This is a genomic window from Brucella lupini, assembly GCF_002252535.1.
Taxonomy (GTDB): domain Bacteria; phylum Pseudomonadota; class Alphaproteobacteria; order Rhizobiales; family Rhizobiaceae; genus Brucella; species Brucella anthropi.
This window is the reverse complement of sequence record NZ_NNRN01000046.1, coordinates 426521-447677: the sequence shown is the minus strand read 5'-3', so window position 1 is coordinate 447677 and position 21157 is coordinate 426521. Positions and strand designations below refer to the sequence as shown.

Below are 21157 nucleotides of genomic sequence, written 5' to 3'. Positions count from 1 at the left end.
TTGGGTGTCAGTGCCCGTTTCCACTGCCAGCCAGTTCATCGCCATAGCGCAGTTCCAGCGCCGTCTTGATTGCAAGCGTCAACAACGCCAGGAAAGCCAGCAGCGACGCCACCGCAAATGCACCGACGAAGTTATATTCGTTGTAGAGGATTTCCACATGCAGCGGCATCGTATTGGTGAGACCGCGAATATGTCCAGAGACAACGGAAACAGCGCCGAACTCGCCCATTGCACGGGCATTGCAGAGCAGCACACCGTAAAGCAGCCCCCATTTGATATTGGGCAGCGTCACATAGCGGAACGTCTGCCAGCCATTGGCGCCGAGCGAAATTGCCGCCTCTTCATCGCCGGTTCCCTGTTCCTGCATCAGCGGGATCAGTTCGCGCGCGACAAAGGGAAACGTGACGAACACCGTCGCCAGCACGATGCCCGGAACGGCGAACAATATCTCGATGCCGTGCCGTGACAGCCACGGCCCAAGCAGGCTGTGACTTGAGAAAAGCAGTACGAAAACAAGACCGGAAATGACCGGCGACACGGAAAACGGCAGATCGATCAGCGTCGTCAGCAGCGCCTTGCCCTTGAACTCGAACTTCGCGATTGCCCATGCAGCTGCAATGCCGAAGACCAGATTGAGCGGCACGGCAATGGCCGCCACCATGAGGGTGAGCCTTATCGCAGCCCAGGCATCCGGCTCGACCAGTGCCGCCAGATATTCGCCTGCCCCCTTGCGGAAGGCTTCCACGAAAACCGCTATCACTGGCAGGATGAGGAACAGGGCCAGAAATGCCAGCGCCAGAGCGATCAGCGTGATGCGCGTCGCCGGGCTTTCCGTGACAGCGCTTCGGCTGTTGCGAGGAGCGGCAGAGACAGGTTCATTCGCCATGACCATATTTCCTCCGTGTCCACGACTGGATGAGATTGATGAAAAGCAACATCGCAAAGGAAAGCGCCAGCATCACCGTGGCGAGCGCCGTCGCCCCGGCATAATCATATTCCTCCAGCTTGATCACGATCAGAAGCGGCGCGATTTCCGAGACATAAGGCGTATTGCCCGCAATGAAGATCACCGAGCCATATTCGCCGACGCCGCGTGCAAAGGCGAGCGCGAAGCCGGTCAGGATGGCGGGTTGCAGGCTCGGCAGCAGCACCCGCCAGATGGTCTGGAACCGGGATGCGCCAAGCGTTGCCGCCGCCTCTTCGACCTCGCGGCTGATTTCCTCCATGATCGGCTGGACCGTGCGCACCACGAACGGCAGACCGATGAAGATCAGCGCAATGATAATGCCCGCCCGCGAAAAGGCGATGCGAATGCCGAACGGAGCCAGCAGACTGCCTATCCAGCCATTCGGCGCATAGATCGCGGCCAGCGCAATACCGGCCACTGCCGTCGGCAGCGCAAAGGGAATATCGACGATGGCATCAACGAAGCGGCGCCCCGGAAAACGATAACGCACCAGAACCCAGGCGAGGATGACGCCGAAGACCACATTGACCAGCGCCGCGATGAAGGCGGTGCCGAAGCTCGTTTCAAGCGCTTTCAATGTGCGCTCGTCGGTGACGAGGCGCCAGAAGCCGTAAAACCCGACTTCGGTGGAACGCAGCACCAATGCCGCAAGCGGAATGAGAATGAGAAGGGTCAGATAGGCAACACTGAAGCCGAACGTCAGCCCGAAACCGGGAATGACGCTCGGCTTTCTGAAGTGCGACCCTGCTCTGGCCCGTGCAGGGAGCGAAGACATGCGTTGGTTTGTTCCCTCTTCAGTACTTATTGTTACTGATTGCTCTCGAACTCCGGATTATTTTCCCGGCTTGTAGAGCTGGTCGAACGTTCCTCCATCGCCAAAATGATAGGGCTGTGCCTTGGCCCATCCACCGAAAATCGGATCATCGATCGTCACCAGCGTCAAGTCCGGAAACTTGCGCTGCTTGTCGGCAGGGATGATGTCAGGCTTCGACGGACGGTAGAAATGCTTGGCGGCAAGCGCCTGACCTTCTGGCGAATACAGATATTCGAGATAGGCCTGCGCCAGCTTGGTGGTGCCGTTTTCCTCGGCATTCTTGTCCACCACCGCGACTGGTGGTTCAGCCAGAATGGATTGCGGCGGAACGACGATGTCGAATGCATCCTCGCCAAATTCAGCCACCGAGAGATAGGCTTCGTTTTCCCAGGCAAGCAACACATCGCCGAGCTGACGCTGCACGAAAGTGGTTGTCGAGCCGCGCGCACCGGTATCGAGCACTGGCACATGGCGGAACAGTTCGCCGATGTAATCCTTGATCTTCTGCTCGTCGCCACCGTATTGCTTGTAGGCCCAGGCCCATGCGGCGAGATAGTTCCAGCGGGCACCGCCGGAGGTCTTCGGGTTCGGCGTGATGACCTCGACGCCGTCCTTCACCAGATCGCCCCAGTCCTTGATGCCCTTCGGATTGCCCTTGCGCACAAGGAAGACGATGGTTGACGTATAGGGAGCCGAATTGTTGGGCAGGCGCTTGCGCCAGTCCTTGTCGATCTTGCCTGAAAGTGCGGCAATCGCATCGATATCGCTTTCAAGCGCCAGCGTCACCACATCGGCCTTGATGCCATCGATCACCGAGCGCGCCTGCTTGCCCGACCCGCCATGGGAAGCGCGAATGGTGACGGTTTCGCCGGTTTCTGCCTTCCAGTGGGCGGCAAAAGCGGCGTTGTAATCCTTGTAAAGTTCACGCGTCGGATCGTAGGACACGTTCAGAAGTGTCTGATCGGCAAAGCTTGCCTGAACCGTTCCGGTCAGCGAAGCCGCAGCCACCAATGCTGCCAAAGTGAGCGAGAATCTCGATATCTTCATGACCGCCTCCATGTTTCACTGGCCAAGACAGTATCAGAGCTCTTTGAAGACAGGATGCCACAAGCCGGTCGTTATTTGAAACGACTTCGAAAAATCTACTCATTTTGTTGGAGAATTCGGAGATAATTTTTCCACCGGCATGTCGAAACACGCCGATGATAGTATCATTAACTCATTGAGCCGACACCGGTCCGGCAGCCGGTGAAGTTTGGGTGGGGAGGCTGCTCGTGGCCTGCCCCAGTTGGAGCGGAGGCTGCTTCGGCTCATTCCAGCCCATGAAGTTGTAGAGCGTATAGCGCCAGACTCCGATCTCCTCGTGAAGCGCCAGATCGGTCATGAGGAAATACAGGCCCGGCGAAGACATGTTGGTATGCGATCCGGTCAGATAACCGGCCGCAACCGGCTCAGGCTTCACACCAAAATGTGCCAGATAAAGAAGATCGCGCTTCATCATCGGCGCAGCCTGTAGCAGAACAACTTTCGCCGGTCTGATCTCGCGCAGGATTGCTGCTACGTTCCTGGAGTTCTGCCAGCTGTTGCGGCTTTTCTCGTCAAGCAGGACGGAAGCCGGATCGACACCGGCCTTTTCCAGCTGCGTGGCGATTGATGCGGCTTCGGAAACACCCGTTCCGGCTACATCGGCGCCGCTGGCGATGAACTTGCAGCGAAAACCCTTCTCGACACATTGTCGGTTCATGGCGACCGCCGCCAAAATCGGCCCGTAGGAGAAGGCAAGTGGTTCGACCACCTTCTGACCGTCGCCATCGACTGTCTGGGTTCCCATACCGAAGACGATGAAGGCAGTATTGTCTTCAAGCTGCGTCTGCAATTGCGATGAATAGGCCGATTGCAGGCGGCTCATCAGCGTGTCGGGAAGAATTGCCGAAGCAATTGCACCGTAAAAGATGGCCGCAAGGCCGATCAGAACGATTCCGGTCTTACGCCAATTGAAAAAATGAAGGAGCAATCCGGCAACAACAAAAACCACGATCAGATTGAGCATCATATGGGATCACCGGGCTTCAGTATAAATTTCTAAATCAAGCTCACCCGATATAAGTGCCTGCTATGAGTACGAACAATCCCAATAATTTCAGATACAATCTTTCCAACCTCGGAAGTGAGGCCCGGACTGGGGTTGCGGGGGGCAAGTATTCATCCGGGCCTCCGCCAATCTCGCGATCGGCAGGCTGATAACGGGCGAAACCTGTTTCGGTTGCAGGAAATCGGTCGCAGGCTGATTATTTTTGCTGTCGGGTTGCAACTTTACCGCGCGATATGATCGCTCTTGAACCGGGCCGCCGAAGAGTTATTTTCCCTGTATCGATTGGCTGACCAGAGGATTTTTCACCATGGCATATGGCAAGCGTTCCATTTGCACCCTTTTCGCGGTTATAGCAGGCCCGGCAATGCTCTTCGCGCCTTCTGTTTCGGCGCAGGCTCAGGATGCAAACCCCATCGAGCGGGTCGATTACATCTGCGAACGTGGGGTCGTCGTGCCTGTTACCTATATCCGCAATGGCAGCGCACCCGGCTTTGCGGTTCTCGATGCGGAAGGCAAGATGATCGCGCTGCAATGGCATGACAGTCTCAAGAAATATGTCGCCATCGATGAGCAGGACAGCTACCGCTGGAGCGACAAGGACGGTCAGGCTGTGCTGAGCCATCTCGAAGCCGATCACACCGCCAAGGAAGTGACGCTGCTGTCAGCCTGCCGTTCGGACGACTCGGAAGAATAGACGACCCTGTTATGGGACGAGGTAGTGCTTGTCCCACTGGTTCTGGGGCACTTCATCGCCGATATCGTAGCGAAACGAAACGATATTGATATGTTCCTCATCCGTCTTGCAGACAAAGGACAGCTTGTACCAGTGCTCGCGGCTGCGGAAGGCAGCGCCATCGGCCTCGATCGAATTCTTCGTGGTCACGGGATCGGAGAAGGCATAGGCCAGAACCTTGTCGACCGAAAACTTCTGTTCCCGCGTGATGCGTTCCATTGCTTCCACGTCGCAACGTTGCTCAAGGCGGGTTGCCGGATCGAGCTTCTCGAGCTGGGCCTTTTCGGAAGCATTCATTGCAAAAGACGGAGAAACCGCCGGGCCGAACGAGAGGAGACCAACAACAGCGGACGCAGGCAACACAAGGGATTTGAATTTCATCGGACTTTCGGGAACTCCTCGGTACTCACATTATCGGCGGCGATAATAAGCATGATTTGCGGCAATGTGCGGATCATCACCGGAAAGTTATCGAAGGCCACCCGTAAAAACCGCCATCCCCAAAATTCGTCCGCTCTGTGAACTATCCGTCGCTGTTCGGGTTCAACCCTTCCACATAGGTGCGGTTGCGTCCTTCTTTCTTGGCGGCGTAGAGGATTTTGTCGGCCTTATCGACCGCCTGCCAGAAATCACCCTGCTCCGGCAGACGGACACAGCCTATGCTGCATGTGACGCTGGCTTCCTTTGCGAGGCGCTGGAACCGGTGCCTCTCGATGTTCTGCCGCACGCCTTCCATAAGCTGGAAGACATTATCGGCATGCATGTCGTCGACACAGATCACGAACTCCTCCCCGCCAGTACGCGCAATCAGTGGCCGTTCGCCGATGAGTTTGCGCAGGATTCCAGCGAATTCCTTCAAAACCGCGTCGCCCGCCGCATGGCCATAGGCATCATTCAGCGCCTTGAAGTAATCGATATCGCAAACGGCAACCCAGCCGGGCACGCCCTTTTTCGTCTGTGAAAGCGCATCGTAGCGCATTTCCAGTCCGCGCCGGTTGAGGAGCCCGGTCAAGGGATCGCTGTCACGTTCATGCGACAGTTCGCCGATACGGTCGTAACCGGCAGCGGCCAGCAAGGCGAAGCCGGTGACAACCGCTGCGATAGCGGTAGAAAACACCGTCCATTGCCAGAAAACAGTCGTTGCGAAATCGTCGCCATCGACATCGCCGAGCAGGGAGCGGGCGGTCAGAAGCGTGCGCGGCACGAATTGCAATGCCACCAGAACGAGCATGACCAGCAGCAGCTTGTCCACCAGCGGCCCCTTGAACAGCCGCCGCGCCTGCCATGCGAAAGAAAGGATCAACGTGGCCATGCCCAGATTGAGCACATAGACCCGCGACAGAAGATCGGGCTCAATATAGCAATAATACCAGACACCGCCGACGATGAGGGCAAAGCTCAATATGTAGAAGGCAGATGTAAGCCGCAGCCCGCTTCGCTGCAAAATGCCATAGCCGCCAACCAGCGTGCCTCCGACATAAAATGCGGCGGAAAGCACCGTGTTCAGATTGTCGTCCGAAGGGAAATCACCAAGCTGGACCAGCATTGCGAGGCCGATCAGCAGGAAACAAGCGCCGCAGGACACCAGAAACTGGCGACCGCGATCGGAAAGCCACGCCGAGAAAAAGGCGAACGCGAACAGCAGCAAAACGGCGGGAAGTACAAATTTCATATAAATCGGACGCGCAAATTACAATTTCTGGGAGAAGTCTTATTGCGCCCTCTCAAGAAAATTACAATTGAGTAAATTAAAACCTCCGCGTGAACCAGCCATGCGTGGAGGACAAACCTGCTGCGCCAAACATCGCCATCCGCTATGCTTTCGCTCTTGATTTCGGCGGGCTGTCCGTGTTTGTAACCTGCAAACACTGCTGTGATATCCGCCACGCAGTCCCGTCGCGAAAGGAAGAGACATGAAGCCCGTTTTCCTGCAACTGCAGTGCGCCCCCGGCAAGACCTACGAAGTTGCCGATACGCTCTTTCAGCGCGAAATCGTCTCCGAGCTTTATTCCACCAGCGGCGAATTCGACCTTCTGGCCAAGATCTACATTGCCGAGGATCAGGATATCGGCAAGTTCATCAACGAGAATGTTCTCAACATTCCCAACATCATCCGTTCACTGACGACGCTGACCTTCACCGCCTTCTGACATCGCGGCCTCCAAAACCGGTAAAGGTTTGATTCACCATTAACGAATTATCATGCCGGCGAAGGGAACCTCTGCTTGCGCTCGCGCATTTCTTGCGTGAAGGGCTTACCTCAAAAAGGGAGGCAGCGAGACAAGTGATGAACGATCTTGGACAGCGGCGGGTATTGGTGGTGGAAGACGAGATTTTCGTCGCCCTCGATGTCGCCGCGACTGTCGAGGATGCGAACGGAACCGTTCTCGGTCCGGTCGGCACCGTCCGGCAAGCAATAGATATCATCAATCGCAATGAAGTTGATGCCGCCATTCTCGATGTAAACCTCGCCGATGGCGATGTGGAAGCCGTGCTGGACCGGTTGAAGAGCCGTGATGTCTTCGTGGTCATCCATACCGGCGGTGGCCTTCCAGCGCGCCTTGCGGCACGTTATCCCGGAATACCGGTCTTTCAGAAGCCTGTGCTGCCATCCCGGCTGACGCGCGCTCTGGCTTCCGCCTTTTCGTCGCATAGGGTGCAGCAAGCCTGATGCTGCGGAACCGCCCGGATTTCGCAACGGTTCTGAAGGAAGTCGAGGCTGACGCAGGCCCCGAGGAAAACACCCGCCCGCCGCAATTCGGGTTTGCTTCCGCCGTCTTTTCCGTGGGTTTCGGCGATACGCCAGCAACACCCCGCCAGCCGGACGATCTTGAAAGCCTGTTCGATATTGAGAGCGTGCCGGAGGCTGCACCCGAGTCTGAACAGGAAAGACAGGCGATAGAAGCGCGGATGCAGAAGCAGTCGCCGGATGCAATCCGCCAGGAGCTGGACCTGCATTCCGGCCTGAAACGCTCCGAACTGCAACGGCGGCGGCGCAGCTTTGCCGCCAGCAATCATCCAGACCGCCTGCCGGAAGAGTTTCGCCTTGCCGCGGAACAGCGGATGAAAACGGCGAATGCCCTGCTGGATGCCGCCATGGCTGACGCACCATCTTAAAGCTGAGCAACTTCCTTACGTTTTCAGTGCAATATCTTTTGCATTATAACAATAACGTGCTAGATTGCCGTGTCTGTGCCTGCGAAAGCTGTCGCACGCCGGAACCCTTTCCGTTGTCCGCAAGTCTGCGAATGGTTCAGCCCCGACAGTATGGGGCAATTTGCGCTTTGCTCAGCGGGAACGGTTCTGTCATATCGACGTTACACATTGGAATAGTTCCTAAAAGGTTTGAAAATGCCTCCTTATCGTTCGCGTACAACCACCCACGGTCGCAACATGGCCGGCGCGCGCGGCCTATGGCGCGCCACCGGAATGAAGGATGAGGATTTCGGCAAGCCGATTATTGCCGTGGTGAACTCGTTCACCCAGTTCGTGCCCGGCCACGTGCACCTGAAGGACCTCGGCCAGCTCGTTGCGCGCGAAATTGAAAGCGCTGGCGGCGTGGCAAAAGAATTCAACACCATTGCGGTCGATGACGGCATCGCCATGGGTCACGACGGTATGCTCTATTCGCTGCCGTCGCGTGAACTCATCGCCGACTCGGTCGAATATATGGTCAATGCCCATTGCGCCGATGCGATGGTCTGCATTTCCAATTGCGACAAGATCACTCCCGGTATGCTGATGGCCGCTCTGCGCCTCAATATCCCGGTCGTGTTCGTTTCCGGCGGTCCGATGGAAGCAGGCAAGGTCGTCTGGGACGATCAGGTCAAGAAGCTCGACCTCGTCGATGCGATGGTTGCAGCTGCCGACGACAGCTACACCGACGATCAGGTCAAGGCGATTGAGCGTTCAGCATGCCCGACCTGCGGTTCGTGCTCGGGCATGTTCACCGCAAACTCGATGAACTGCCTCACCGAAGCGCTCGGCCTGTCGCTGCCGGGCAATGGCTCCACGCTCGCAACCCATGCCGACCGCAAGCGCCTCTTCGTGGAAGCCGGTCATCTGGTTGTCGATCTTGCTCGCCGCTATTACGAGCAGAACGACGAAAGCGTATTGCCGCGCTCGATTGCGAGCTTCCCGGCTTTTGAAAACGCCATGACGCTCGACATCGCCATGGGCGGCTCAACCAATACGGTTCTGCATCTGCTCGCTGCCGCTCAGGAAGCCGAGATCGACTTCACCATGGCCGACATCGACCGCCTGTCGCGCCGCGTGCCGGTGCTCTGCAAGGTCGCGCCTGCCAACAATACGGTTCACATGGAAGATGTGCACCGCGCAGGCGGCATCATGGGCATTCTCGGCCAGCTCGACAAGGCAGGCCTGATTAATACCGATCTGCCGACCGTGCACAGCGAAACGGTTGCCAAGGCGCTCGATCATTGGGACGTGACCCGCACCAACAGCGACATGGTGCACAAGTTCTATTCGGCTGCGCCCGGCGGCGTGCCGACACAGGTTGCCTTCAGCCAGGAACGCCGTTTCGACAGCGTCGACACCGACCGTGAAAAGGGCGTCATCCGCTCGAAGGAACATGCATTCAGTCAGGATGGCGGTCTGGCCGTGCTTTACGGCAATCTGGCCGAAGACGGCTGCATCGTGAAGACGGCAGGCGTGGACGATTCCATCCTGAAATTCTCCGGTCCGGCCCGCATCTTCGAAAGCCAGGATACCGCAGTACTCGGCATTCTGAACGGCAAGATCAAGGCTGGCGACATTGTGCTGATCCGCTATGAAGGCCCGCGCGGCGGCCCCGGCATGCAGGAAATGCTCTATCCAACCAGCTATCTGAAGTCGAAGGGTCTGGGTAAGGCTTGCGCGCTGATCACCGACGGACGTTTCTCGGGCGGCTCTTCGGGCCTCTCGATCGGCCACGTATCGCCGGAAGCAGCCGAAGGCGGCACGATCGGTCTGGTGCGCGAAGGCGATATCATCGATATCGACATTCCGAACCGTAAGATTCACCTCGCCGTTGATGATGCGACGCTGGCCGAACGCCGCGCCGAACAGGATTCGACCGGCTGGAAGCCGGTGGAAGAGCGCAAGCGCAAGGTTTCCACCGCGCTGAAGGCTTATGCCTCCATGGCAACCAGTGCCGCCAAAGGCGCGGTGCGGAAACTGCCGGATTGATTAAAAATGTCGGGCAGCAATAAGACAGCCAAGGTCGCCTCCTCATTGCGCGCTTGTACTTGATAAGCCTCGTGATGTTCCCTAACTTCTCAACGAAAGAGGCGGGGGAATCATGAATATTCATCAGTCTGAAATGATCGATGTGATGTATGGCATCATTACATCGATTTCTCGTTATTCGATAAACATGCCGCCACGCATCAGACTCGAAAACTTCGACGATATGCAACAATTGGCGATGCATGTTGAAGGCCTAAGATACACTCTTTCGCAGATGCGCCGTTCGATCCGTTTGGAACGGCTCGAACGAGTAGACCTACTCATGGTTAAAATTGCTGATAATGCAACGAAACTTTCTCAGAGTGATGAGTTTATAAAATATCTTGCTCATCGGACTTTTAAATACCGCTCCCCCACATCTCATAGTCAGCCTGAACTTCCTTTTATAGATAGCAACCTCAATGAAGGAGCCGCCACCACAGGTGAGGCGATAGAATACTTCATAAAAATAGCACATGAATTCAATGGAAAGGCGGGCGACGATACAAGTATTAATGATACCGCAAAACTTCGCCGTATTATTCCTGCGCAGAAAATTGCCCCTGTTCAATTTGAAATAAAAAGTGGGCGGCTACAGATCGCGCATCGCCCCGCGACTGCACCAATCCCAAATTCAGACTATGCTCAATCTGCTAGAACATCACTTATCGAAAGTGGTGAACGATTGCTAAATCAACTACGCCAATCAAATTGTGATCCCAGATTATTAGACACAGTAATTACTTTACAAGAAAAACTTATTAGCTGCGAAGATATCATTCAACTCGGCCTAATGAATATGGGAGTTGACCTCGCAGAAAAGCAATTTTCAGAGGAATTGCCTCCGATCATCACAGCTATGCTGCAATCTCAAACCTCAGGCGTTGGATTGTATGTCTCCCAGTTTCCTGATTGGCAAAATTTTACTGAAGCTGCTATATTAGTCGAGCTTCACCAAAATGAAATTATCAAGATTTCAGAAGCAGCTACCAGTATAGTGGAGGAGCTTGAGCAGTCTCCTGACATTGTTGATCACGAAGTTCCAAAGACAATTCGCGCTCTGCAGCTCCTTATTGCCGACCCCAAAAGGGCAACTAAAAAAGCTGCGTTTGCAGTTATCCGAACTATAGAGAATTTAGTAGCAAAAATCTTTAGTCACGGTGTGAATTTCATTGATGAGACAACTACAAAGACCTCAAAAAAAGCCTCCAGTATTTTATCTCATGCTATGGTTTATGCTTTGCTATGCTTGGCGCTAAATGGAGCCACTGGGATGACGGTTGCCGTTCCCAAACTCGCAGACACTGCTTGGATGGGAAATGCCGCTCAGATAATAAAGAAGCAAATAGATGCACTCTCTAAGGAATTAGTCGAATAATTAATAACGCGAAATATTTCGCTCTATGACCGGCATCAGATCGTTCTTCACTGACCCCGGCGTAAACGGCCCGACATGCTTGTAGACGATCTTGCCTGTCTCATCGACGAGGAAGGTTTCCGGCACGCCGTAGACGCCCCATTCGATGGCTGAACGCCCGGCGCGGTCGGCACCGACTGCTGCAAAGGGATTACCGAGATCGCCGAGAAAACGGCGCGCATTTTCCGGCTGGTCCTTGTAATTGAGGCCAACCACGCGAATGCGCTCATCCTTGGCGATTTCCATCAAGAGCGGGTGCTCCTGACGGCAGGGAACGCACCACGATCCCCAGACATTCACCAGTGTCAGCTTGCCCTTAAACTCTTCGCTGTTGAGGCCGGGAACAGGCACGCCATCGCGCACCAGCCCCTCAACGGGCGGCAGGTTCGTCTGCGGTGCCTGCTTGCCGATCAAAGCGGAAGGGATCGTCGTATTGTCCTTGCCCGACAGAAGCTGGACCGCAAACACCGCCGCCAGTCCGACGAAAATCGCCAGCGGCAGCAGGGCAACCCATGTGGAGCGCTTTTTCGGCGCGGCTGGCTTCTCGGTCGTTTCCGTCATTGTGCTTTACCGGGGGCTTTTGCAGAACGGCGGCGCACACCCTGCACTTCCAGCCGCTTCAGTTCGTTTTTCTGGATACGCTGATCGATCAATATCCAGCCGATGGTGACGACGAGTGCCGCGACCGTGATGCCATATGAGGCGAGAACATAGCCAAGATGGTTCATACTGCACCCTCCTGCGCTTTGCGATTGCGGTCGGCATTCCGTGCGGCAAGCTTCTTCATCGACGCGACGCGGCGACGCCAGATTTCATTGCGCATAGCCATCATGTGCAGGGTGAAAAACAGAAGCGAGAAGCCGATAGCCATCACGAAAAGCGGGCGCAGCATGGATGCGTCGATGGTGGGGCCATCCATGCGGAACACCGAAGCCGGCTGGTGCAGCGTGTTCCACCAGTCGACCGAAAATTTGATGATCGGAATATTGATGAAGCCGACCAGTGTAAGCACAGCCACAGGTTTGGCGCTTTTTGCCGGATCGTCCATGGCGCGCGACAGCGCGATAATGCCAAGATACATCAGGAACAGCACGAACACGGAAGTCAGCCGCGCATCCCACACCCACCATGTGCCCCACATCGGCTTGCCCCAGAGCGAACCAGTGGCAAGCGCAAGCGCGGTGAAGACGGCACCGAGCGGAGCGGCTGCGCGGATCGAGACATCGGCCAGCGGATGCCGCCAGACCAGCGTGCCCAGCGCCGAAACAGCCATGATCGAATAGCACATCATGGAAAGCCATGCGAAAGGCACATGGATATACATGATGCGAACCGTCATGCCCTGCTGGTAGTCTTCCGGCGACAGGAAAAAGACCATATAGAGGCCAGCCGCCAGAAACAGCACCGAAAGCACGGCCAGCCATGGCAACACCTTGCCTGAAAAGGCAAGGAAGCGCGTGGGATTGGCCAGATCGAGCCAGCTCGTGGTTTTAACGGCGTCTTTGGTCATGTCTTTTTCCATGGCCTATACTTACCTTCCACCCCCGTGCCGTTCAATTGACCGTAATCAACTGCGTCAATCCGCCGAACTTGATCGATTCTGATCGTAGCGGGATCAGAAAACAGTCCAGTGGACTGTTTTCCCCGCGAAGGCGGTTCCCACTTTTCGGGATCATGTTCAATCCGCCGAACTTTTCAGTGCCGCGCTCGCGGCCAGAGGCCCGAGGACGGCAAAGAACAGGGTGAGTGCTGCAAGAATAAGGAATGGCGCCAGAAAGGGCGCGTTGTCTACTGTCGCTCCATGCGAAGCTGATACACCGAAAATGAGCACCGGAATGGTGAGCGGCAGAACGATCACCGACACCAGCAACCCGCCACGCGGCAGCGCCACGGCAAGGGCTGCACCCACAGCGCCAATGAAGGCGATGGCGGGCGTTCCCACCAGAAGCGTCAGCGATGTTGCGCCGATTGCCGAGGCATCCATATTCATGAACAGACCGAGCATCGGCGATGCGATCACCAGCGGCAGCACGCTTGCCACCCAATGGGCCACGCATTTCACAAAAACCGTGAAAGCCAGCATGTGACTGTCCGCGCCGATCAGCAGCAGGTCGAGCGAACCGTCCTCCCGGTCGGCCTGAAACAGCCGGTCGAGCCCCAGCAGCGTTGCCAGCAACGCGCCGATCCACAGCATGGCAGGACCGATGCGTGCGAGAAGATTGAGGTCAGGCCCGACGCCGAAGGGCATCACCGAAATCACGGCCAGAAAGAATAGGATTCCGATCAGCGCGCCACCACCGGCGCGGAAACTGAGGCGCAAATCTCTCAGGAAAAGCGCCAGCATCAGGCAGCCTCGACTGAACAGGCGGCCATGTCGAGTGCGCTGACACCTTCAAGGCCAAGAGGAATATGCGTTGCAGCGACGATCATGCCGCCGTCCCGCATATGTCCGCGCATCAGCTCGGCGAAGCGGGCTTCGGACGCCTTATCGAGACCGGCGGTCGGTTCATCGACGATCCAGAGCGGACGATGGCTGACCAGAAGCCTGGCGATGGAAACACGGCGCTTCTGCCCCGTCGACAGATAGCCGAAAGGCAGATGCTCCACGCCGGGCAGATCGACGGCTTCCAGCGCCTCATCGATCTCCGTTTGCGCAGCACCATTGAACTTCTGCCAGAAGGACAGGTTTTCACGCACGCTGAGCGCCGGTTTCATCGCGTTCTGATGGCCGAGATAATGGCAGGCGGCGCGCACCGGAAGAACTGTGCCATCCTCGCGAAGTTCCACCTTTCCTGCTTCTGGCGGAAGCAGGCCGCAGATGATTCGCAGCAGCGTGGACTTGCCCGAGCCATTCGGGCCGGTCACCACCAGCGCCTCGCCTTCACTGAGAGCAAAAGACAGGCCAGCGAAAATCGTTTCCCCGCCTCTCTCGCCCGCCAGATTTTCGGCTTCAAGCCGCATTTTATACCCTCTAAGCCCCGATGGATAATTGCCAGACCAATAGAACCGGCCCCTCGGAAAATCTATGGAAAGGCATCGCAACATTTCGCCGCAAGGGGCCGAATTCACGATATTCTGTCTGGAATCGTTTTAGAAAACTCTCTATATGAGGGCTACCACGCCAGCGGTCGGCGTGGAAACCATTTTTGGCCGATCTCAACCTGTTGCCCTCAAGGACACAGGCATCGGGACGGACAGCGGAAATGACTGCACCCGCACCTTGGCGCGTCCTTGAAACGCAGCAGAGGCGTTCGTCCTGGTTTTCCGGCCAGTAGCATGAAGGACGAACGCAGTGTCGCACATCGACAGCTTTAAATGCCGCAAAACCCTTACCGTAGGTGGTAAGGATTATGTTTATTACAGCCTGACCGAAGCCGAAAAGAACGGTCTCGAAGGCGTTTCCAAGCTTCCATTCTCCATGAAGGTTCTGCTCGAGAACCTGCTCCGCTTCGAGGACGACCGCTCCGTCAAGAAGTCGGACATCGAAGCTGTTGCCAAGTGGCTGAACGACCGCGGTTCCGCAGGCGCAGAAATCGCCTACCGCCCGGCCCGCGTGCTGATGCAGGACTTCACCGGCGTTCCTGCCGTCGTTGACCTTGCGGCCATGCGCGACGGCCTCAAGGCTCTTGGCGGCGATCCGGAAAAGATCAACCCGCTCGTTCCCGTCGATCTCGTCATCGACCACTCGGTCATCGTCGACGAATTCGGCAATCCAAGCGCATTCAAGGCCAATGTGGACCTCGAATATCAGCGCAACGGCGAACGCTACCGCTTCCTGAAGTGGGGCCAGCAGGCATTCAAGAACTTCCGCGTCGTTCCTCCGGGCACCGGCATCTGCCATCAGGTGAACCTCGAATATCTGGCCCAGGCTGTCTGGACCAAGGAAGAAGACGGCGAAACCGTTGCCTATCCCGACACCTGCGTCGGCACCGACAGCCACACCACCATGGTCAACGGCCTTGGCGTTCTGGGTTGGGGCGTCGGCGGCATCGAAGCTGAAGCGGCCATGCTCGGCCAGCCGGTTTCCATGCTTCTGCCGGAAGTCGTCGGCTTCCGCCTGACCGGCAAGATCAAGGAAGGCGTGACCGCGACCGACCTCGTTCTCACCGTCACGCAGATGCTGCGCAAGAAGGGCGTTGTCGGCAAGTTCGTCGAGTTCTTCGGCGAAGGCCTCGAAAACATGACGCTGGCCGACCGCGCAACCATCGCCAATATGGGTCCGGAATATGGCGCGACCTGTGGTTTCTTCCCGGTTGACCGCGAAACGCTCAACTACATGAACACCACCGGCCGCGACGAGCATCGCATCGAACTCGTCGAAGCTTATTGCCGTGCACAGGGCATGTGGCGCGACAAGGGTGCAGCCGATCCGGTCTTCACCGACATTCTCGAACTTGACATGAGCGACGTGGTTCCGTCGATGGCCGGCCCGAAGCGTCCGGAAGGCCGCATCGCGCTGGAAAACATCGCTTCCGGTTTCGCCACCTCGCTCGAAAACGAGTACAAGAAGACCACCGGCCAGACCGCGCGTTATGCCGTTGAAGGCGAAGACTATGATCTCGGCCATGGCGATGTGGCGATTGCCGCCATCACGTCGTGCACCAACACCTCGAACCCGAGCGTGCTGATCGCCGCCGGCCTTCTGGCCCGCAACGCCGTTGCCAAGGGCCTCAAGACCAAGCCTTGGGTCAAGACTTCTCTGGCTCCCGGCTCTCAGGTCGTTGCCGCCTATCTCGAATCCGCTGGCCTCCAGAAGGATCTCGATGCGCTCGGCTTCAACCTCGTCGGCTTCGGCTGCACGACCTGCATCGGCAATTCCGGTCCGCTGCCTGCTCCGATCTCCAAGACGATCAACGAAAAGGGCCTGATCGCGGCTGCCGTTCTTTCCGGCAACCGTAACTTCGAAGGCCGCGTTTCGCCGGACGTTCAGGCAAACTACCTTGCTTCGCCGCCGCTCGTCGTCGCCCACGCTCTTGCCGGTACAGTCACCAAGGACCTGACCAAGGAGCCGCTCGGCGAAGATCAGAACGGAAATCCGGTGTTCCTCCGCGACATCTGGCCTTCCTCTCAGGAAATCCAGGAGTTCATCGCCAAGAACGTGACCCGCAAGATCTTCTCGGAAAAGTATGCGGACGTCTTCAAGGGCGACGAAAACTGGCAGGCCGTTCAGGTGCCCGCAGGCCAGACCTATGCATGGGACGACAACTCGACCTATGTGCAGAACCCGCCTTACTTCGTTGGCATGGGCAAATCGGCCGGTACGATCGGCGACGTCAAGGGTGCCCGCATTCTGGGTCTCTTCGGCGACAAGATCACGACCGACCACATTTCGCCTGCCGGTTCGATCAAGGCACAGTCGCCAGCTGGCAAGTATCTCATCGACCATGGCGTCGGCATTGCCGACTTCAACCAGTACGGCACGCGTCGCGGCAACCATGAAGTGATGATGCGCGGCACCTTCGCAAACATCCGCATTCGCAACCACATGCTGGGCGAAAACGGACGAGAAGGTGGCTACACCATCCACTACCCGTCGAAGGAAGAAACCTCGATCTATGATGCTGCCATGCAGTACAAGGCCGAGGGCGTTCCGCTCGTCGTCTTCGCAGGCGTCGAATATGGCAACGGTTCTTCGCGTGACTGGGCTGCCAAGGGCACCAACCTGCTCGGCGTCAAGGCCGTGATCGCGCAGTCCTTCGAGCGTATCCACCGCTCCAACCTCGTCGGCATGGGCATTGTGCCTTTCGTCTTTGAGGAAGGCACCAGCTGGCAGACACTGGGCCTCAAGGGCGACGAAATGGTCACCATCGAAGGTCTTGCAGATGTACGTCCGCGCCAGAAGGTCGACGCTTCGATCACTTTTGCCGATGGCACGGTGAAGAAGGTTCCGCTCATCTGCCGCATCGATACGCTGGACGAGCTCGACTACATGAAGAACGGCGGCATTTTGCAGACCGTTCTGCGCGATCTCGCTGCTTAATCAGCACGCGCTTGAAATTCAGAAGCCGCCGGAGAAATCCGGCGGCTTTTTTATTTTAGATTAGACATGGAGCCTATCGGCCTGATCGGATCATTTCTCTGATTTTTACCGCTTTTTCAAAGTGATCGAGGGTATGGGTCTTGATCCACCACTCGGCAGCTTCCATGAGCAATTCAGGCTCCGTGTTCTTGTTGGCAAAGAACGCATAGAACGAGATACCGACCGTATCGCCCTTTTTCGCTATCTTCTCATCGCAAATGGCGATGGCTTTTTCTCTCAAGCTCGATCTCATGTTCAGCCAGTCTCGTTCTCGCACAATCTGTTGTGGGCTATTTTGGTGATATTCGCCCTTAAGGGTGAGATATGGGAATCGTAACGCCTGCGAATCTCACCGCAACGTGAATTCCTATTGATTGCAGGACTTCTTACATAATAGATGTCAGCGACAATTATTGCAGGATGAAACGAAGTGATACTCCACGCCCCCTTCTATGGGACAGGTTCATGGCTTACCGGCGAGCATTTGCCCGGCTGGCGTAGCATCTGTGCCGTTCTGGGGCTGGCATTCACCGGCTGCATCTCCATGCAGGGGCCGGCCAAGGCACAAGACAGTGGCAAGAAGACCGCCGTTCTGGAGCTCTACACCAGCCAGGGCTGCAAGTCCTGCCCCAAGGCTGACCAGAATTTCGCGAAATATGCCGACGATCCCAATGTTCTGGCGCTGTCGTTCCATGTCAATTACTGGGATTATATGGGATGGCGCGACACGCTTGCCACCCAGGAAAACACCGACCGGCAGAACGCCTATCGCAACTCCTTCAATGCGCGCATGATCTATACGCCGCAAGCCATCATCAATGGTACGACGGAAGTGAACGGTCGCGACAGTGAAGCCGTTCAGGCGCAGATTGCGGCCAACAAGCTGGATGTGCCGGTTTCGATCACACAGCTTGATGATGGGCGCCTGTCCATCGATATCGGTGCAGGCAAGAAGCCGGAAGCGCCGGTGCATGTCGTGCTGTTCTATTTCCGCGATTCCGTGACCATTCCGATCACCGAAGGTGAAAATGCCGGTGAGGCTGTCACCTATCGCAACACTGTCCGCGATACTAATACGATCGGCATGTGGGACGGCAAGCCGCTGAAGATCGAAATCCCGGCGTCGGAACTGAAACGCAAGGATGTTTCAGGCTGTGCGGTGGTGCTGCAGGAAACGCGCGATGACAATTCGCTCGGCCCTATCCATGGCGCGGCCATGTTCAAGCAGAAGAAGCCGATCGGCCTTTGAGCTTTCTGCGATCCTCATCGCTCTTGCGCGATTTACAGCAAGAAATGCGTTTCGATCAGATCGAACAGATTCTCATTTTGGGCTGATGTAGCGTCGGGCATCTGGGTGCGTGTTGCAACTTGGTTCAGCGGGGCTGGAAAAGGTTGGTTCGGCTCGGGCAGTCCTTTGGGCGGGGGGCTTGGGGTCGGACATACCCGAACCGAACCGTCTCAGGCAACGTGTAGATGCTGAAGCCATAATCAGGCTGGAATGCGAAGCTGACAAGGCGAAAATGTGGCCGACAATCACCATTCCAAACAGGCATTCTCTTTTCGTGAATAACTAATATAGAGCCCATAATCCCTATTTATTGGGGCTTTCCCCGCCAGATAATTGGCGATGAAAACCGGCCTGCAAAAGCCTCCCCTTGAAATTGCTTCACAAAAGCATCACCCTGTTGTCATGCGCCGGTTCGGTTCGCTTCGTCGCCATTGCCGAATATCCAAACCGGTTGCGCGCAGTTTGTTCTTGATCCCGCCCGGTCTTCGGTCCGGCTCTGCAAAAGGCTGAAAGGAACGACATGAATACGTCAAGCGTGGCGAATGAGGATTTGTCATCCCCTTCTCCCTCGTCTGCTTCGCCAAAGGTCGTTCCTATCGACCGTGTGCGACCGGCTCCCATCAGTTTCAACCGGCATGAACTTGCCAAAATCCTGAACATTTATGGCCGCATGGTTGCCTCCGGCACGTGGCGTGATTACGCCATTGATCATCTGGCTGACCGTGCGGTGTTTTCCATCTTTCGCCGCGCAAGCGAAGTACCGCTCTTCCGCATCGAGAAGAATCCGAAGCTGGCGCAGAAACAGGGCGCTTATTCGGTCATCGCTGCAAGCGGGCTTATCATGAAGCGCGGCCATGAGCTGGAACGCGTGCTGCGCGTGTTCGACAAGAGCCTCAAGCTCGTCGAAAGCTGATTTCGGCAGCGACTACAGGATCATGAAAGTGGCGGCGTTCCCGGCTCGATTGAACGCCCGCCGTTGAGCGGTAGCTGCATCAACACCGTATCCAGCCAGCGTCCATGCTTGAAGCCGGAGCCCTCGATACGTCCGCAATGGGTGAAGCCAAGGCTCTCATGCAGCTTGACCGAACCGATATTGTGTTCGCCATCGCCGATGACCGCCAGCAATTGCCGGAACCCCAATGCAGCAATACGGTCGATGAGTTCCCGCAGCAAAAGCTTGCCGATACCCTTTCCCTTCGCATCCGGGGCGATATAGATCGAATCCTCCGCAAGCCAGCGGTAGGCTGGTCTGACGCGGAAATAACTCGCATAGGCATAGCCCAGAACCCGGCCATCCTCCTCCGCGACGAGGATCGGAAAGCCCTGCTCCACGAATGCCTCAAAACGCTTCACCATTTCGTCCATTGTCGGCGGCTCGATCTCATAGGAGCCCGCGCCGGTCAGTACGGCTTCCGTATAGATGGTGGTAATCGTTTCAATATCGGCAGGCTGGAAATCACGAATGACGGGCATGGGAGGAACCGGAGTAAAGTGTTTTGATAAGGCTTCTACCATGCATCAGTAATCATATGGACAAAAGCAAAAAGGGCAGCGTTTCCGCTGCCCTTTTGTTCAATCACTCTTCAGTCGACTATTCGCGGTTGCCCATGAACTGCAGCAGGAAGGTGAACATGTTGATGAAGTCGAGATAGAGACGCAGCGCGCCCATTACGACCTTGCGGCCATGCGCATCCGAAGAATCGCCTTCGTAGTACATTTCCTTGATCGACTGCGTGTCGTAGGCGGTGAGGCCTGCGAAGATCAGAACGCCGATCACCGAGATCGCGAACTGCAGCGCGGTGGAGCCGAGGAAGATGTTGACGACCGATGCCAGGATCAGGCCGAACAGGCCCATGATCAGGAACGAGCCCATGGCGGACAGGTCGCGCTTGGTCGTGTAACCGTAGAGCGACAGCGCGCCAAAGGAAGCAGCCGTCACGAAGAAGGTGCGAACGATGCTCTGGCCGGTGAAGACCAGGAAGATCGACGACAGCGACAGACCGACGAGAGCTGCATAGCCCCAGAAGACGGCGTTAGCGGTCGAGACCGAAAGACGTTCGATGCGGAAGCTCAGGAAAAACACTGCCGCAAGCGGCGCAAGCATCACGACCCAGCGAAGCGGAGACGTGTAGAGCGCCACACCGAGACCGGTGAGCATCTTGCCGTTGGCGAGCTGGGCGACGGCTGCGGACGGGTCCGTGGTCGTTGCGAGTGCTGCAACGGCAAATGCGGCAAGGCCGGTAACGGCCAAGCCGATAGCCATCATGTTATAGACGCCAAGCATATAGCTGCGCAGGCCCTGATCGATGCCTGCATCAGCGCGAGCGCCGCCTACCGGCCTCTGCTGCGCCTGAATATTGCGAAAGTCAGCCATGACTTAAATCCTCTTGCCATGTCCCGTCCGGTGTCGGGGGCGCTCAAAAGGTCGAGCCGCCGCCAGGCGCCGCTGGCGGGACCCCAGCATGCCTGCCTGACATTATGGGGATTTCGGCCTTCGCGTACAAGTACCACCTGTAAAAAAACGTGATGCAGCAGCCTGGAAGTGTAAACGCTTTCTCCATACGATCCAATGACTTACGTTTTTCTGCCCGTGACGATTAC

At 56.6% G+C, this 21157-nt stretch carries 23 protein-coding genes; 9 read left to right on the top strand and 14 right to left on the bottom strand.

Annotated elements, in window-relative coordinates; all coding sequences use genetic code 11:
* Positions 1-7: 7 nt before the first annotated feature.
* From cysW to CES86_RS13685, 4 genes are all read right to left on the bottom strand, one after another.
* The gene (gene cysW / locus CES86_RS13700) at positions 8-886 is read right to left on the bottom strand and encodes a sulfate ABC transporter permease subunit CysW (RefSeq protein WP_010657958.1); all 879 of its coding nucleotides are present in this window, start codon (positions 884-886) and stop codon (positions 8-10) included.
* Positions 876-1742, bottom strand: a complete 867-nt coding sequence (cysT, locus tag CES86_RS13695) for a sulfate ABC transporter permease subunit CysT (protein ID WP_094514636.1) — start codon at positions 1740-1742, stop codon at positions 876-878. Before cysT ends, cysW begins: the two co-directional genes overlap by 11 nt.
* A 57-nt stretch (positions 1743-1799) precedes the next feature.
* The gene (locus CES86_RS13690) at positions 1800-2828 is read right to left on the bottom strand and encodes a sulfate ABC transporter substrate-binding protein (RefSeq protein WP_010657956.1); all 1029 of its coding nucleotides are present in this window, start codon (positions 2826-2828) and stop codon (positions 1800-1802) included.
* Between the two features lie 172 nt (positions 2829-3000).
* Positions 3001-3834: a YdcF family protein gene (locus CES86_RS13685; protein ID WP_011982337.1), complete on the bottom strand. Its 834-nt coding sequence runs from the start codon at positions 3832-3834 to the stop codon at positions 3001-3003.
* A 346-nt stretch (positions 3835-4180) separates the two neighbouring features.
* Between CES86_RS13685 and CES86_RS13680 the strand changes: the two genes are divergently transcribed.
* Entirely contained in the window at positions 4181-4567 is a 387-nt protein-coding gene (locus CES86_RS13680; RefSeq protein ID WP_010657954.1) for a hypothetical protein, read from the top strand.
* A gap of 9 nt (positions 4568-4576) precedes the next feature.
* Here CES86_RS13680 and CES86_RS13675 read toward each other — a convergent pair whose 3' ends face one another.
* Together CES86_RS13675 and CES86_RS13670 are read right to left on the bottom strand one after the other, a co-directional pair.
* Entirely contained in the window at positions 4577-4987 is a 411-nt protein-coding gene (locus CES86_RS13675) for a DUF930 domain-containing protein (protein WP_010657953.1), read from the bottom strand.
* A 142-nt stretch (positions 4988-5129) separates the two neighbouring features.
* Complete coding sequence (locus CES86_RS13670; protein WP_011982336.1) at positions 5130-6278, bottom strand: diguanylate cyclase domain-containing protein; 1149 nt, start codon at positions 6276-6278, stop codon at positions 5130-5132.
* 241 nt (positions 6279-6519) lie between these two features.
* On the opposite strand from CES86_RS13670, the gene CES86_RS13665 reads away from it, so the two are divergent.
* The 5 genes from CES86_RS13665 to CES86_RS13645 all read left to right on the top strand — a co-directional run bounded on the left by CES86_RS13665 (position 6520) and on the right by CES86_RS13645 (position 11210).
* Entirely contained in the window at positions 6520-6756 is a 237-nt protein-coding gene (locus CES86_RS13665; RefSeq protein ID WP_010657951.1) for an Lrp/AsnC ligand binding domain-containing protein, read from the top strand.
* A 137-nt stretch (positions 6757-6893) separates the two neighbouring features.
* Entirely contained in the window at positions 6894-7277 is a 384-nt protein-coding gene (locus tag CES86_RS13660) for a response regulator (RefSeq protein WP_011982335.1), read from the top strand.
* Positions 7277-7723, top strand: a complete 447-nt coding sequence (locus CES86_RS13655; protein WP_094514634.1) for a hypothetical protein — start codon at positions 7277-7279, stop codon at positions 7721-7723. The genes CES86_RS13660 and CES86_RS13655 overlap by 1 nt, the downstream gene beginning before the upstream one ends.
* Positions 7724-7957: 234 nt before the next feature.
* Positions 7958-9793, top strand: a complete 1836-nt coding sequence (ilvD, locus tag CES86_RS13650; RefSeq protein WP_094514633.1) for a dihydroxy-acid dehydratase — start codon at positions 7958-7960, stop codon at positions 9791-9793.
* Between the two features lie 112 nt (positions 9794-9905).
* Entirely contained in the window at positions 9906-11210 is a 1305-nt protein-coding gene (locus CES86_RS13645; RefSeq protein WP_094514631.1) for a hypothetical protein, read from the top strand.
* Here the strand turns inward: CES86_RS13645 and CES86_RS13640 are convergent, their stop codons facing one another.
* The 5 genes from CES86_RS13640 to ccmA form a co-directional block, all read right to left on the bottom strand.
* Entirely contained in the window at positions 11211-11810 is a 600-nt protein-coding gene (locus CES86_RS13640) for a DsbE family thiol:disulfide interchange protein (RefSeq protein WP_094514630.1), read from the bottom strand.
* Positions 11807-11977 carry a heme exporter protein CcmD gene (gene ccmD, locus CES86_RS13635; protein ID WP_094514628.1) on the bottom strand — a complete coding sequence of 57 codons (171 nt, stop codon included), beginning with the start codon at positions 11975-11977 and terminating at the stop codon, positions 11807-11809. The genes CES86_RS13640 and ccmD overlap by 4 nt, the downstream gene beginning before the upstream one ends.
* Positions 11974-12759, bottom strand: a complete 786-nt coding sequence (locus tag CES86_RS13630) for a heme ABC transporter permease (RefSeq protein ID WP_181834081.1) — start codon at positions 12757-12759, stop codon at positions 11974-11976. Before CES86_RS13630 ends, ccmD begins: the two co-directional genes overlap by 4 nt.
* A gap of 168 nt (positions 12760-12927) precedes the next feature.
* Positions 12928-13593: a heme exporter protein CcmB gene (gene ccmB / locus CES86_RS13625; protein WP_011982329.1), complete on the bottom strand. Its 666-nt coding sequence runs from the start codon at positions 13591-13593 to the stop codon at positions 12928-12930.
* Positions 13593-14210 (bottom strand): heme ABC exporter ATP-binding protein CcmA, encoded by a 618-nt coding sequence (ccmA, locus tag CES86_RS13620; RefSeq protein ID WP_094514625.1) that lies wholly within the window; start codon positions 14208-14210, stop codon positions 13593-13595. The genes ccmB and ccmA overlap by 1 nt, the downstream gene beginning before the upstream one ends.
* Positions 14211-14541: 331 nt before the next feature.
* On the opposite strand from ccmA, the gene acnA reads away from it, so the two are divergent.
* Positions 14542-17229, top strand: coding sequence for an aconitate hydratase AcnA (gene acnA / locus CES86_RS13610; RefSeq protein WP_011982327.1), 2688 nt, complete (start codon positions 14542-14544; stop codon positions 17227-17229).
* A 73-nt stretch (positions 17230-17302) separates the two neighbouring features.
* On the opposite strand, the gene CES86_RS13605 is transcribed toward acnA, so the two are convergent.
* Positions 17303-17521, bottom strand: coding sequence for a DUF6500 family protein (locus tag CES86_RS13605; RefSeq protein WP_040129021.1), 219 nt, complete (start codon positions 17519-17521; stop codon positions 17303-17305).
* Between the two features lie 261 nt (positions 17522-17782).
* Between CES86_RS13605 and CES86_RS13600 the strand changes: the two genes are divergently transcribed.
* Positions 17783-18517 (top strand): DUF1223 domain-containing protein, encoded by a 735-nt coding sequence (locus CES86_RS13600; RefSeq protein ID WP_029375846.1) that lies wholly within the window; start codon positions 17783-17785, stop codon positions 18515-18517.
* A gap of 559 nt (positions 18518-19076) precedes the next feature.
* A complete protein-coding gene (locus CES86_RS13595; protein WP_010657937.1) occupies positions 19077-19469 on the top strand; it encodes a DUF2794 domain-containing protein in 393 nt (130 codons plus the stop codon).
* Between the two features lie 20 nt (positions 19470-19489).
* Here CES86_RS13595 and CES86_RS13590 read toward each other — a convergent pair whose 3' ends face one another.
* Together CES86_RS13590 and CES86_RS13585 are read right to left on the bottom strand one after the other, a co-directional pair.
* The gene (locus CES86_RS13590) at positions 19490-20029 is read right to left on the bottom strand and encodes a GNAT family N-acetyltransferase (protein ID WP_040129023.1); all 540 of its coding nucleotides are present in this window, start codon (positions 20027-20029) and stop codon (positions 19490-19492) included.
* Between the two features lie 118 nt (positions 20030-20147).
* The gene (locus CES86_RS13585) at positions 20148-20930 is read right to left on the bottom strand and encodes a Bax inhibitor-1/YccA family protein (RefSeq protein WP_011982324.1); all 783 of its coding nucleotides are present in this window, start codon (positions 20928-20930) and stop codon (positions 20148-20150) included.
* Positions 20931-21157: the final 227 nt, after the last annotated feature.

Coding starts and splice junctions, on each gene's coding strand:
- cysW (WP_010657958.1), bottom strand. CDS start 886: ATGGCGAATGAACCTGTCTCTGCCGCTCCTCGCAACAGCCGAAGCGCT.
- cysT (WP_094514636.1), bottom strand. CDS start 1,742: ATGTCTTCGCTCCCTGCACGGGCCAGAGCAGGGTCGCACTTCAGAAAG.
- CES86_RS13690 (WP_010657956.1), bottom strand. CDS start 2,828: ATGAAGATATCGAGATTCTCGCTCACTTTGGCAGCATTGGTGGCTGCG.
- CES86_RS13685 (WP_011982337.1), bottom strand. CDS start 3,834: ATGATGCTCAATCTGATCGTGGTTTTTGTTGTTGCCGGATTGCTCCTT.
- CES86_RS13680 (WP_010657954.1), top strand. CDS start 4,181: ATGGCATATGGCAAGCGTTCCATTTGCACCCTTTTCGCGGTTATAGCA.
- CES86_RS13675 (WP_010657953.1), bottom strand. CDS start 4,987: ATGAAATTCAAATCCCTTGTGTTGCCTGCGTCCGCTGTTGTTGGTCTC.
- CES86_RS13670 (WP_011982336.1), bottom strand. CDS start 6,278: ATGAAATTTGTACTTCCCGCCGTTTTGCTGCTGTTCGCGTTCGCCTTT.
- CES86_RS13665 (WP_010657951.1), top strand. CDS start 6,520: ATGAAGCCCGTTTTCCTGCAACTGCAGTGCGCCCCCGGCAAGACCTAC.
- CES86_RS13660 (WP_011982335.1), top strand. CDS start 6,894: ATGAACGATCTTGGACAGCGGCGGGTATTGGTGGTGGAAGACGAGATT.
- CES86_RS13655 (WP_094514634.1), top strand. CDS start 7,277: ATGCTGCGGAACCGCCCGGATTTCGCAACGGTTCTGAAGGAAGTCGAG.
- ilvD (WP_094514633.1), top strand. CDS start 7,958: ATGCCTCCTTATCGTTCGCGTACAACCACCCACGGTCGCAACATGGCC.
- CES86_RS13645 (WP_094514631.1), top strand. CDS start 9,906: ATGAATATTCATCAGTCTGAAATGATCGATGTGATGTATGGCATCATT.
- CES86_RS13640 (WP_094514630.1), bottom strand. CDS start 11,810: ATGACGGAAACGACCGAGAAGCCAGCCGCGCCGAAAAAGCGCTCCACA.
- ccmD (WP_094514628.1), bottom strand. CDS start 11,977: ATGAACCATCTTGGCTATGTTCTCGCCTCATATGGCATCACGGTCGCG.
- CES86_RS13630 (WP_181834081.1), bottom strand. CDS start 12,759: ATGACCAAAGACGCCGTTAAAACCACGAGCTGGCTCGATCTGGCCAAT.
- ccmB (WP_011982329.1), bottom strand. CDS start 13,593: ATGCTGGCGCTTTTCCTGAGAGATTTGCGCCTCAGTTTCCGCGCCGGT.
- ccmA (WP_094514625.1), bottom strand. CDS start 14,210: ATGCGGCTTGAAGCCGAAAATCTGGCGGGCGAGAGAGGCGGGGAAACG.
- CES86_RS13605 (WP_040129021.1), bottom strand. CDS start 17,521: ATGAGATCGAGCTTGAGAGAAAAAGCCATCGCCATTTGCGATGAGAAG.
- CES86_RS13595 (WP_010657937.1), top strand. CDS start 19,077: ATGAATACGTCAAGCGTGGCGAATGAGGATTTGTCATCCCCTTCTCCC.
- CES86_RS13590 (WP_040129023.1), bottom strand. CDS start 20,029: ATGCCCGTCATTCGTGATTTCCAGCCTGCCGATATTGAAACGATTACC.
- CES86_RS13585 (WP_011982324.1), bottom strand. CDS start 20,930: ATGGCTGACTTTCGCAATATTCAGGCGCAGCAGAGGCCGGTAGGCGGC.